The organism is Microbacterium sp. NPDC076768 (genome assembly GCF_040687205.1).
Lineage (GTDB): Bacteria > Actinomycetota > Actinomycetes > Actinomycetales > Microbacteriaceae > Microbacterium.
In genome coordinates this window covers 279,909-291,206 of record NZ_JBFBMU010000001.1, presented here as the reverse complement: position 1 = coordinate 291,206, position 11,298 = coordinate 279,909, and the positions used below count along the sequence as shown (strand labels likewise).

Genomic DNA, 11,298 nt, shown 5'->3' with positions numbered 1-11,298 from the left:
GCCCCCCCCACCCCCCGCCCCTGGGTCGGCCCCCCCCCGGGTCCCAGTTGCTGTCGCTCAAATCCGATCTGAGCGACAGAAAGTGCGACGGGAGCAGGGGGAGGCCTGATCACGCCATCCGACCCCGGTGTCGTAGGCAGCAAGTAGCGTTGATCCATGGTCAACTATCGCTATCTCGGCAACAGTGGTCTCAAGGTTTCGGAGATCACCTACGGCAACTGGGTCACTCACGCTTCGCAGGTCGAAGACGACGCTGCGGTGAAGACCGTGCACGCCGCTTTGGATGCCGGAATCACCACTTTCGACACCGCAGACACCTACGCCAACACGGCGGCAGAGGTCGTGCTGGGAAAGGCGCTTGAGGGGCAGCGTCGCGAAGGGCTGGAGATTTTCACGAAGGTCTATTTCCCGACCGGGCCGAAGGGTCCGAACGACACTGGCCTCAGCCGCAAGCACATCTTCGAGTCGATCAACGGTTCGCTGCAGCGCCTTGGCACCGACTACGTCGACCTTTACCAAGCGCACCGCTTCGACTACGAGACCCCACTGGAAGAGACTTTCCAGGCCTTTGCTGACGTCGTCCGTCAGGGCAAGGCGCTCTACATCGGCGTCTCGGAGTGGACGGCAGAACAACTGCGTGAGGGGCACGCGTTGGCGAAGCAGTTGGGCATTCAGCTCATCTCCAACCAGCCGCAGTACTCGATGCTGTGGCGCGTCATTGAGGGCAAGGTCGTGCCCGCCTCTGAAGAACTCGGAATCTCGCAGATCGTCTGGTCGCCGATGGCGCAGGGCGTGCTCAGTGGCAAGTACCTGCCGGGTCAGCCGGTGCCAGACGGATCACGCGCAACCGATCAGCAGAGTGGCGCCGACTTCATCAAGAGCTTCTTGCAAGACGACATCCTCACCGCCGTGCAGCGGTTGAAGCCGATCGCCGAGGAGGCCGGACTGTCGATGCCTCAGCTGGCCATCGCTTGGGTGTTGCAAAACCCGAACGTGGCCGCCGCGCTGGTGGGCGCATCGCGTCCGGAGCAGCTGGCCGAAACGGTGAAGGCCTCTGGCGTGAAGCTCGATGCCGACACGATGGCCGCCATCGACACCGCACTCGGTGACACGGTCAACCGCGACGCGGAGCACACCTACTCCACCTCGCCGAAGACCCGCCTGGTCTGAGGCACGAAAAAGAAGAGGGCCCCTGCGTGTGCAGAGGCCCTCTTCTTTTGTCGAGAAACTGCTTCGGGTTACTCCTTCACGGCGCCGGCGGTCAGGCCCTGCACGATCCAGCGGCTCGCGAGTGCGAACATCACCATGGTGGGCAGGATCGTCAGCACCGCGGCGGCCGACATCGAACCCCAGTCGATGTTGAACGTGGAGATAAAGCCGTTCAACGCCGATGGCACTGTGCGGTTCGCGTCAGTGTTGATGAGCACGACAGACAAGAACAGCTCGTTCCAGCAGTTCACGAAGTTGAAGATGAACGCGGCGATGATGCCGGGTGTCATCACCGGAACGAGCACGCGGAACAGTGCGCCGAGACGCGAGCATCCGTCGATCATGGCTGCCTCTTCCAGCGCGTCTGGCACGTTCTCGAAGAATCCCCGCAACATCACGGTGGAGAACGGGATGCAGATCGCGATATACACGAGGATCAGACCTGGTCTGGTGTCGACGAGACCGAGGTCGCTCATCATCGAATACAGCGGTCCGAGAGCGATGAACGCCGGAATCATCTGCGTCAACAGGAACGCGATCAGGATCGCGCCCTTGCCACGGAACTGGAATCGGGCCAGGACGTAGGCGCTCAGTAGTGCGATGAGCGTTGCGACGGCCCCACCGATAACGGCGACCAGCGCCGAGTTGGCGAGAAAGACGCCGAACGAGCTCTTCTCGAAGAGACTGACGTAGTTCTCGAACGACGGCTCGCTCGGCCAGTACTCCAGCGGGAAGCTGTTGATGGTTCCGGGTGACTTGATCGACGTGAGCGCGATCCAGTACAGCGGAAACAGCGTGATGATGAGCCAAAGGCCCAGGCCCACCACACGCACTACTGCGCCGATGGTGAAGCGCGGCTTAGGGTGGGGTGCGGATGCGGGATCCGGCACGGTGATGCGCCGCGTCGCGGTCAACGTCGCGCCGGTCCTGGTTGGATCTGTCATAGTCATCGCTGCACTCTCCGCATCGCCATCAGGTAGAACGCGCAGAACACGAACAGCAGAGCCATCACGATGAGGCCAATCGCGCTCGCGAAACCGTAGTTTCCCTGTTGGGTGTAGTTGATCATCCAGGTGGTGATGATGTGCGTCTGGTTCGCTGGTCCACCGTTGGTCATCGCGTAGATGATGTCGGGGAAGTTGAAGATCCAGATCACGCGCAGCAGGATCGTCAGCAGCAGCGTCATCGAGATGTACGGAATGATGATCGAGAACAGCTGTCGGAACTTTCCTGCGCCGTCGAGGCTCGCCGCCTCCAGCATCTCGTCGGGGACCGACTGCAATGCGGCGAGGATCATGATGGCGAAGAAGGTGACGCCGTACCAGACGTTCGCCACGATCACCGCGAACATGGCCAGCTTCGGATCGGCGAGCCAGGGCAGTGGCGCATCGATCAGGCCGACCTTCATCAGCAGGTCGTTGACCACGCCGAACTCGGCGTTAAACATCCAGCGGAACAGCATTCCGATCAGGAAGCCGGAGACTGCCCACGGGAAGAAGATCAGTGCCTGGTAGACGCCGCGGAAGCGGAATCGCTTGCGCAGGGCAAGGGCAATCAGGAAACCGATGACCAGCTGCGGCACGAGCGAGCCAACGACCCAGAGCACCGAGTTCCATGCCACCACGGGGAAGGAGGGGTCTTGGAACACGGCGACGAAGTTGTCGAAGCCCACGAAGGGCGTCGAGGTGAGGTCCCACAGGTTCCAGTCGTGGAAGGCCATGCGTGCACCCTGCAGCATCGGCCAGTAGGTGAACCAGCAGACGAAAATGATCGCTGGGGTGAGAAACGCCAGCAGCGTCAGCGCTTGCCGGCTCTGGAAGGGGCGGCGGCGTGAGGATGCCGGGGAGGCCCCGACGGCGGTGCCGTCGGGGCCTCCTTTGCGAGCAGGGGCGGTCACGATCAGCCCTGCTCTGCGTACTTCTCGACCCAGAACTCATCCCACGAGGCGAGCAGGTCGCTCGTTGACATGTTTCCGAGGAGGACGTTCTGCACGTCTTCGTCGGACTTCTGGATCCACTCGGTCCACCAGCTGACCCCGCGCGGCTGCTGCACGTTGATGTAGGTTTCTGGGTTGTCGGTCATGGTGAGGTAGCTCGTCCACGGGCCAGAGGAGTAGAACTCGTCGTCAGCCGCGTCTGTGATGATCGGCACCAGGCTGTTCGCCTGAGCGAACTCGGTGGCAGGCTCCGCAGAAGAGAGGAACTCGACCAGCTGAACGGCCGCTTCCTTGCTCTCGCTGTTCTCCGCAACACCCCAACCGGCGACGGCCAGCGGCTGCGCTGCCTTGCCAGAGGGGCCGACGAGCAGCGGGGCGGTGTCCCACTGGTCCTCGGTCAGGGAAGATTCCTGCACAGTTGCGATGACCTCAGGGTCTTGCAACAGGAAGGCGGTGGTGCCGTTTGTGAAGCCGGCAACCATCTCGGGGTAGCCCCACGAGACAGCAGAGGGCGGGGATGCCTCGGTGAACAGTGCGAAGTAGTCATCAACGGCGGCCTGCGCTTCCGGGGCGGCGAAGATGGTCGAGCCGTCTTCCATCAAGAAGGCGTCGTCGGGGTCGAGTCCGTCGATCGTGTAGGCCTCGATAGCGGCGACGACGTTGCTGTTCGCGTTCGCTCCGCCGCGGAAGGCGTATCCGTAGAGGTTGTTGGAGGGATCCTGAATCGCACTGGCCTGCTCCAGGAGGTCTTCCCAGCTATTTGGGGGACCGTCGAAGCCAGCTTCTGCGACCAGATCGGTGCGGTAGAAGAGCGAAAGGCCGTAGAAACCGTAGGGCACGAAGTAGCTCTTGCCGTCGGCGGCGAACGACGCGGACTGCGCGTTCTCGGTCAACGAATCCCAGCCGTCCCACTCTTCCAGCTCGGGGGCGAGGTCGTACAGCCAGCCGTTGTTCGCGAACGGGCCGACGGTGATGTCGCGCACCTCGAGTACGTCGACCCCCTTGCCGGACTGCAGCATCTGCTGGATCTTCGCATCAGCCTGCTCGGTGGGAGGGGAAACCAGGTTGACGCTGATCTTCGGGTTTTCCTTCTCGAACTCGTCGAGGAGTCCGCGGAGTAGCTCGGTACGAGCGGGGTTGGTCAGACTTTCGACCATCTGGAGGGTGACAGTGCCGTCGGCCGACGGGCCAGAACTTGCGGAACAGCCGGTGAGAGCGAGGACGGCGACGGTGCCGAATCCCGCTACGGTCGTCAAGACTTTCTTCTTCACGATGTGCCTCTCGGTTGGGGGTGGGGGGATGCTGCGTCGGGTAGGTCAGGAAAGAGTGAGTGTGTGGGGCGCGCGCATGCCGGCGCGTTCAAGGACAGCGGGGATGCAGCGATCAACGAACGCGGCGATATCGCTCTCCTCGGTGTAGAGGTGCACGGAGAGTCGGAAGTAACCGATGCCGCGGAAACTCGTGAACGCGGTTTCGACTCCGGTTTCGTCAAGCAGCTGCATCCGCAACTCGTCGGCGTCTTCGCGGGTGGCGCCCAGACCTTGCGGCAGGCGAATGAGGCGCATCGAAGCAACCGGGTTCGGCAGCGGTGTCAGAGGTTCTTCGTCGCTGAATGGGCGCAGCGCTTCGGCGATGGCCTCGGCTCCGGCATCCGCCATCTGCGTCAAGGCGACGCGCGCCTCGCTCCATCCGAACTCCTGCTCGACGAAGTCGATGGCCGCGGGGGTGCTGAGGTAGGTCGTCGCATCGATCGTTCCCTGCGTGTCAAAACGCACGGGGAAAGGCTCGTTCGCGGCCCAAGAATCGATCAGCGGCCACAGGTCGTGGCGGTCGCTGGCCTCGGTCACCAGAAGTGCGGAGCCACGGGGTGCGCACGGCCACTTATGCATGTTTCCGAACCACCAGTCCCCACCGGCAGCGCTCGCCGCATCCGGGATGAGACCGGGAGCATGGGCACCATCGACAAGGGTACGAATGCCGCGCTGAGCTGCGACCTCGGCGATGCGCTTGGTGGGCAACAGGCGCGCGGTGGGGGAGGTGATCTGATCGACCACGATCAGCCGTGTACGCGGAGTGAGTGCGTCGGTGAAGCGCTGCACGATCTCGTCATCTGCCGCGAGTAGGGGCAGTTCGACAGTGCGCACCGAGGCGCCGAAGCGGCGGGCAAGGCGCGCCGCTCCCATCGTCACGGCGCCATATCCGTGATCGGTGACGAGAATTTCATCGCCAGCGGCGAGCTGCAACGCGTTGTACACGACGGTCGCGGCGGCGGAGGCATTGGGAACGAAGACGCTGTCGTCGGCCTTGGCGCCCACGAACGGGGCGACCCGTTCCCGCGCGGCGGCGACGTAGTCGGCGATGCGAGGGAACCATCCGACCGGGCTGAGGTCGGCCTCGCGGCGCAAGGCATCCTGATGCGCGACGACGGGTGCGGGGACGGCGCCGAAAGAGCCGTGGTTGAGGTGAATGATCGCGGGGTCCAGCGGCCAGGCGTCGCGAGCACGGTCAAATGACCTCAGTCGGAGCGGTGCGGGAAAACCAGTGGCCTGCATGGGTCCTCTTCAGCAGTTCGGGGGAGTTGTTGCACAACATTGCCACAGCAACACGAATAGTGCGAGAGAAATCTCAATATCTGGCAAAGTTGTTATACGAATTGGATGCGGGGCCCGCATCCGCCAGACTCACAGAGAAGTCGGCTGTATCAAGGAGGATCACGATGGGCGCACTAGACACGGCGCTGCATGGCCTGCGGGCGTTGATCGCCGACGGTACCTTGAGCCCTGGCGACCGCCTGCCTAGTGAAGGAGAGCTCTGCGAGACCCTCGGCGTCTCCCGCGGGTCGCTGCGAGAAGCGATCCGAATGCTCGCCGCCCTGGGAGTGCTCGACACCCGTCATGGGTCGGGCAGCTATGTGAGCGAACTACGCGCGGCTGACCTCATCGGTAGCCTGTCGTTGACCGTCGGGTTGCTACCGATGGCGGGTGTTCTCGAACTCACCGAGCTGCGGCGAGTGCTGGAACCCCACGCTGCGGCGCTCGCCGCTGCGCGCATTGAGGAAGACGTGGTGCAGTCGCTTGATCGCATGTTGGAAGAGATCGAGGCGACGACAGACTTTGAGGTGCAGTCACGACTCGATCACGAGTTCCATATGGCGATCTCGCAAGTCGCCGGGAATGATGCCCTGACCAGCCTGATTAACGTGCTTCGGTCACGGTCCCGTGCTTACCGGATTTCTGAGCCGAGCGACGCTGCCGAACTCAAAATTCACTCAGATGCCGGGCACCGTGCGATCTTGCGAGGTCTGGCGGAAGCTGACCCTGTGGCCGCGAGCGCAGCAGCATCCGCCCACGTGGCGTACACCGAGTATTGGGTGCGCCGTTACACCGACCCAGACGCCTGAAACCCCAGATCATGTGCGTCGCGCGTGGCGTGCCGCGCCGCGCCGCGCCGCACACGCACCAGATGGTCTCTGTTTTGGAGGCGGGCTAGACGAAGGTGATGTCGACCTGGATCTCGGCCGCGAGGTGCTCTAGATCTGTGCGCAGGGCGTCGAGATCCACGGATGCAGGCACCTTCGCCGTGACGGACGCTTCGAACAGGCGACCGCCGGCCATTGCTGCCTCGCGGGTTTCGGTGGCAAGTTCTTCGATGCTCAGCGCATGGGTGTTCAGCACGGCAGACACCTCGCGCACGATGCCTGGGCGGTCATTGCCGAGCACCTGGATCTCTAGCAGCTGAGTTTCTTCGGGCGGTGTCGCCCCAGCCGCACCGGTGAGCACGGCGACGGTAAGGAGCCCTTGGCCCTGGAGTCCGCGGAGCGCGGCAGCCAGCTCAGCCGCGTTGTCGTCAGACACAGCCACCTCGATGACGCCAGCGAACGTTCCGGCCAGTTCGGCGAGCGAGCTGTTCTCCCAATTTCCGCCGTGCGCATCGACAACATCGGCGACAGCGGCCACCAGGCCAGGACGGTCAGCACCCGCGACAGTGAGGATCAGAGTAGTCATGCCGCCAGCGTAACTCCTGACGTTCAGTCGGCCCAGATGCCTGTTTCGAGCATGTGCTCCAGGCGGGCGCGGTGGGGCGCGAGGTCCCAGCCCTGTGCGGTCACCCACTCGTCGGAGTAGTAGGTACCGGCGTAGCGGAGCCCGCTGTCGCAGATGAGCGTCACGACGCTCCCGGTTTCGCCGGCAGCTCGCATCCGAGCGATGAGTTGGAATGCGCCGTAGAGGTTGGTGCCGGTCGATCCGCCGGCCCAGTGCAGGGTGCGCTCCCGGAGCATACGAATCGCGGCGATCGAGCCCGCATCTGGCACACGGATCATCTCGTCGATCACCGTGGGCACGAACGATGCTTCTACCTGGGGTCGTCCGATGCCTTCGATGCGGCTCGGGTGGCCGGCAGGAGGATCCACGGTCCCCGCCCATGCGTCGTAAAAAGCGGAGCCTTCTGGATCGACGACGGCAATCTGTGTCATGTGCCTGCGGTACTTCACGTATCGGCCGAACGTGGCACTCGTGCCACCGGTGCCTGCACCCGTCACGATCCAGCGAGGAATCGGATGCCGCTCCTGGGAGAGTTGGCTGAATACGCTTTCGGCGATGTTGTTGTTGCCTCGCCAGTCTGTCGCGCGCTCTGCAAAGGTGAACTGGTCGAGGTAGTGCCCTCCGCAGTCTGCGGCCAGTCGTTGTGCCTCGGGGCACATGTCTTCGGCGCGATCGACGAAGTGACACATTCCGCCGTAGAACTCGATAAGGGCGATCTTCTCCTGCACCGTCGAACGGGGGACGACCGTGATGAAAGGCAGCCCCAGCATCCGCGCGAAGTATGCCTCCGAGACGGCTGTTGATCCACTGGAAGACTCCACCAGAGTGGTGCCCTGGTGGATGCGTCCGTTGACCAGACCGTAGAGGATGAGCGAACGCGCCAGGCGATGTTTCAAAGACCCGGTCGGGTGCACCGACTCGTCTTTCAGATACAGGTCGATGCCCCACTCAGGCGGCAACGGGAAAAGGTGCAGGTGCGTGTCGGCACTGCGGTTCGCATCGGCTTCCAGCAGAGCGATGGCGGTGCTGGTCCAGGAGTCCATCATCTGAGCGTAACGCGTGCGCTTACTCCTCTGAATACCCGCCCTCGCCGGTGTCGCCGTTGTAGCGGAACACTCTGTCTTCTGAGAAGACGATTTCAATGTCGCTGCCGAGTGGTTCTTCGGCGAGCAGGCGCTCTTCGAGCATCGCCATCTCCTCCGCGTACTCCTGGGCAGTGTCGGCGTCGACGCCGAAGTTGGTGGCGAGTTTCATGTCGGTCAAGAAATACAAAAAGGCGACAACAGCCACGCGGTTGAACTCGGTGTCGGGGATGGTCTGCCACAGCTCACCGGAGTCACGGAGACCTTTGTACTCCTCAATCTTCGCCTCGAGTTGCGCAGTGATGTCGGAAGTGTCGGCGGGCGCCTGGTCCGCGGGCGCATCGGAGGGGGAATCCTCAGAGCTGTCTGCGGGTGCGGTTGGCAGAGGAGCGATGGGGCTGGCGCTGTCGTTGCGGACGCCAGCCAGCACGCCGACGATCACTGCGATCGCAACCACGGCCAGAACGACAAGGCCGCCGATGATGGCCAGCACGATTCCGAGCCCGTTCGATGAAGTTGATGCGGGCGGGGGTGGCGGGAGCGGGGAGCCCTGAGGGAAAGCGTGCCCGCCGTACCCTGGCGCCGGCGGCACTGGCTGCATCACCGGTGGGGCGAGGGGAGGGGGAGCGGCCGGCGCAGATGGCGTTGGCTGAATCGGCGGAGGCGGAAGAACCGCTTCCGGTTCGGGATGGGTACCGTTTTCGTCGACCATCGTGTTTCCCCCGCCGCTTATCTGTGCACGTACTTTCTTGCTACCTCACCGTACCGGCGCGGGAGGCTCCACCCCGGTCATCCACATGAAGAAGTGAGGCCTGCGACTGTTCCTGCTGCAGTTGGAATTCGAAGCGGGAACGATCCCCGCGATGGTGCGCAATGAAGTACTCGATCGGTGTGCCTTCGGCATTGCGGCTGGTGCTGCGCAGTCGCAACAGGGCGGACCCTGCGCTGACGCCCAGGTGCTGCGCCTGCTCGTGGGTGGCCACTGTCGCTTCGGCAGAACGCACACCGTTTGTCGCGACGATGCCGTTGTCTGCGAGCAGGCGATACAGCGAGCCTTCGGCCAGATCTGCGCCGAGAGTGACCGCGCCCACCGCCTCCGGCATCCAGGTGGTGGAGAGGGACCACGGCTCATCGTCGACGTGTCGCAAACGCTCAAGTGCCACGACCGGGGTGCCGACCGGCACTTCGAGCGCGTCGGCGACCTCTTCGTCTGCGGCGCTCATCTCATGACGCAACACGTCGCTGTGCACGTGCCCGCCTCGACGCTCGACGTCGTCATAGAGGCCGACGAGCGTGTGCACGAGGCTTTCGCTCGTGCGAGGGCGAGAGACGAACGTCCCTTTGCCTTTAACGCGTTCGACGAGTCCTTCGTGTTCGAGCTGGGCGAGAGCCTGGCGCACCACCGTGCGAGAGATGCCATACCGGTCGCACAGTCGGTGCTCCCCGGGAAGCGGGTCGCCGGGCTGTAACCCATCGCGGGTGATGCCATCAATGATCAGCTGGCGAAGCTGGTCATACATCGGTGCGGCTGAGTGCCGATCGATCGTGTCTCCGGTGGCCTCGGCCATGTCAGTACGCCACGCCTGCGTGCAGAATCACGTTGGCGTATGGGGTGAACTCGCCAGAGCGCACAAAGGCACGCGCGCCCTGGGAGAGTTTCTTGAACTCCACGTGCGGGATGAGCTCGATCTCGAACCCCATCCCTGCAAACCGTTCGCGTAGCGCCGCTAGCACTTCTGGACTCTTCTCGGCGACCTCGGCAGAGACCGTTGCGCCCTCGACCACCATTTCGGCGAGCACAGTGTCGAGCACATCAAAGAACGCGGGAGCGCCGGGGCGATACGCAAGATCGATGCGCTCCGACGTCGGAGGAATGGGGAGGCCCGCATCGGTGACGATAACCAGGTCGGTGTGCCCTGTCTCGCTGATCACGCGGGACAGCGCGGGGTTGATGGTGGTGCTTGTTTTACGCATGAAGTGTCCTCTGCTTTCGACGGATCAGCCTGCGGTTGGTGCCGTTGTGCGCTCGGAAAGGAACGTCTCGACGTCGGCGCGATGCGGCAGGCTCGGCGAGGCTCCCTGCTTCGTGACTGTCAGTGCACCAGCGGCTGTTGCCAAGCGCACGGCATCGGCCAGCGAACTGCCGTTGGCGAGCGCGGCGCCGAGATAGCCGGCGTAGGCATCTCCGGCAGCTGTCGTGTCGACGGCCTCGACCAAGAAGGGCGGAACGACGGAGGCGCCATCAGCGGTGACGACGCACGAACCCTGACCAGCGAGTGTGATCACGGCGGCCCCGACACCCTGATCGAGGAACCAGCGCCCTGCACGCTCAGCAGACTCGGGATCCGTAACCTCGATGCCGCTGATCAACGATGCTTCTGTCTCGTTGGGGGTGACGATGTCGATGCTCTGCCAGATTTCCTGGGCGAGCTCGGCAGCGGGTGCCGGATCGAGAATCACGGTCATACCGTGCTCTCGCCCGCGTGCGGTGATGTGTGCGGTGAGCGCGGAGGGCGTTTCCAGTTGCGTGAGAAGTACAGAGGTCGTCGGCGCGAGGGCGGCGAGCGCCTCATCAATCTGCGCGGCGCTGAGGGCGGCGTTGGCTAGCGGCACCATCACGATGTCGTTTTGGGCGGAGGCGTCGACGCGGATGTGCGCGATGCCGGTGGGCCCTGGAACGGTGCGCAGGTGGGCGAGGTCGACACCGGCTTCGGTCAGTCCGCTGACCACCAGGTCGTGAAAGAGGTCGTCTCCCACGCATCCGACAAAGCTGGTGCGTGCGCCGGAGCGGCCAGCGGCAACGGCCTGGTTGGCGCCCTTGCCGCCGAGCATCAGAGTGAACTCGTCGCCCAGGATGGTCTCGCCCCTGGCGGGGAGGCGCTGCGAGAAGGTTGTGACGTCGGCGGTCACGCTGCCGACGATGACGACACCGGAACGGTCTGCGGGGTGTGCGGTGGTCATCTCGCTCCTGATCTTCGTCAAAGGCCCGTGCTGTCTGTGTCTTTGACAGACCAGGGTGGCTGTCATT

12 protein-coding genes are annotated in these 11,298 nt (G+C 63.7%); 2 read left to right on the top strand and 10 right to left on the bottom strand.

What is annotated here, in order from left to right; translation table 11 throughout:
* Positions 1-156: 156 nt before the first annotated feature.
* Positions 157-1,170 carry an aldo/keto reductase family protein gene (locus tag AB0O87_RS01510; RefSeq protein WP_363511054.1) on the top strand — a complete coding sequence of 338 codons (1,014 nt, stop codon included), beginning with the start codon at positions 157-159 and terminating at the stop codon, positions 1,168-1,170.
* Positions 1,171-1,238: 68 nt separating this feature from the next.
* Here AB0O87_RS01510 and AB0O87_RS01505 read toward each other — a convergent pair whose 3' ends face one another.
* Genes AB0O87_RS01505 through AB0O87_RS01490 form a run of 4 tightly spaced genes read right to left on the bottom strand, consistent with a single transcriptional unit; the run spans position 1,239 to position 5,697 of the window.
* The gene (locus AB0O87_RS01505) at positions 1,239-2,159 is read right to left on the bottom strand and encodes a carbohydrate ABC transporter permease (protein WP_363511052.1); all 921 of its coding nucleotides are present in this window, start codon (positions 2,157-2,159) and stop codon (positions 1,239-1,241) included.
* On the bottom strand, positions 2,156-3,106 hold the full coding sequence (locus tag AB0O87_RS01500; protein WP_363511050.1) for a sugar ABC transporter permease: 951 nt from the start codon (positions 3,104-3,106) through the stop codon (positions 2,156-2,158). The genes AB0O87_RS01505 and AB0O87_RS01500 overlap by 4 nt, the downstream gene beginning before the upstream one ends.
* Positions 3,107-3,108: 2 nt before the next feature.
* Positions 3,109-4,416: a sugar ABC transporter substrate-binding protein gene (locus AB0O87_RS01495; RefSeq protein ID WP_363511048.1), complete on the bottom strand. Its 1,308-nt coding sequence runs from the start codon at positions 4,414-4,416 to the stop codon at positions 3,109-3,111.
* 45 nt (positions 4,417-4,461) lie between these two features.
* On the bottom strand, positions 4,462-5,697 hold the full coding sequence (locus AB0O87_RS01490) for an aminotransferase class V-fold PLP-dependent enzyme (protein WP_363511046.1): 1,236 nt from the start codon (positions 5,695-5,697) through the stop codon (positions 4,462-4,464).
* Positions 5,698-5,861: 164 nt separating this feature from the next.
* On the opposite strand from AB0O87_RS01490, the gene AB0O87_RS01485 reads away from it, so the two are divergent.
* Positions 5,862-6,545 carry an FCD domain-containing protein gene (locus tag AB0O87_RS01485; protein ID WP_363511044.1) on the top strand — a complete coding sequence of 228 codons (684 nt, stop codon included), beginning with the start codon at positions 5,862-5,864 and terminating at the stop codon, positions 6,543-6,545.
* Positions 6,546-6,630: 85 nt separating this feature from the next.
* On the opposite strand, the gene AB0O87_RS01480 is transcribed toward AB0O87_RS01485, so the two are convergent.
* From AB0O87_RS01480 to AB0O87_RS01455, 6 genes are read right to left on the bottom strand one after another with little or no spacing between them, the layout of a single operon-like run.
* Complete coding sequence (locus AB0O87_RS01480; protein WP_363511042.1) at positions 6,631-7,149, bottom strand: ACT domain-containing protein; 519 nt, start codon at positions 7,147-7,149, stop codon at positions 6,631-6,633.
* A 23-nt stretch (positions 7,150-7,172) separates the two neighbouring features.
* Entirely contained in the window at positions 7,173-8,231 is a 1,059-nt protein-coding gene (locus tag AB0O87_RS01475; protein WP_363511040.1) for a PLP-dependent cysteine synthase family protein, read from the bottom strand.
* Between the two features lie 22 nt (positions 8,232-8,253).
* Positions 8,254-8,982, bottom strand: a complete 729-nt coding sequence (locus tag AB0O87_RS01470; RefSeq protein ID WP_363511038.1) for a hypothetical protein — start codon at positions 8,980-8,982, stop codon at positions 8,254-8,256.
* 40 nt (positions 8,983-9,022) lie between these two features.
* On the bottom strand, positions 9,023-9,838 hold the full coding sequence (locus AB0O87_RS01465; protein ID WP_363511036.1) for a GntR family transcriptional regulator: 816 nt from the start codon (positions 9,836-9,838) through the stop codon (positions 9,023-9,025).
* Position 9,839: 1 nt separating this feature from the next.
* Entirely contained in the window at positions 9,840-10,244 is a 405-nt protein-coding gene (gene rbsD / locus AB0O87_RS01460) for a D-ribose pyranase (protein ID WP_363511034.1), read from the bottom strand.
* A gap of 24 nt (positions 10,245-10,268) precedes the next feature.
* Positions 10,269-11,231: a ribokinase gene (locus AB0O87_RS01455; protein WP_363511032.1), complete on the bottom strand. Its 963-nt coding sequence runs from the start codon at positions 11,229-11,231 to the stop codon at positions 10,269-10,271.
* Positions 11,232-11,298: the final 67 nt, after the last annotated feature.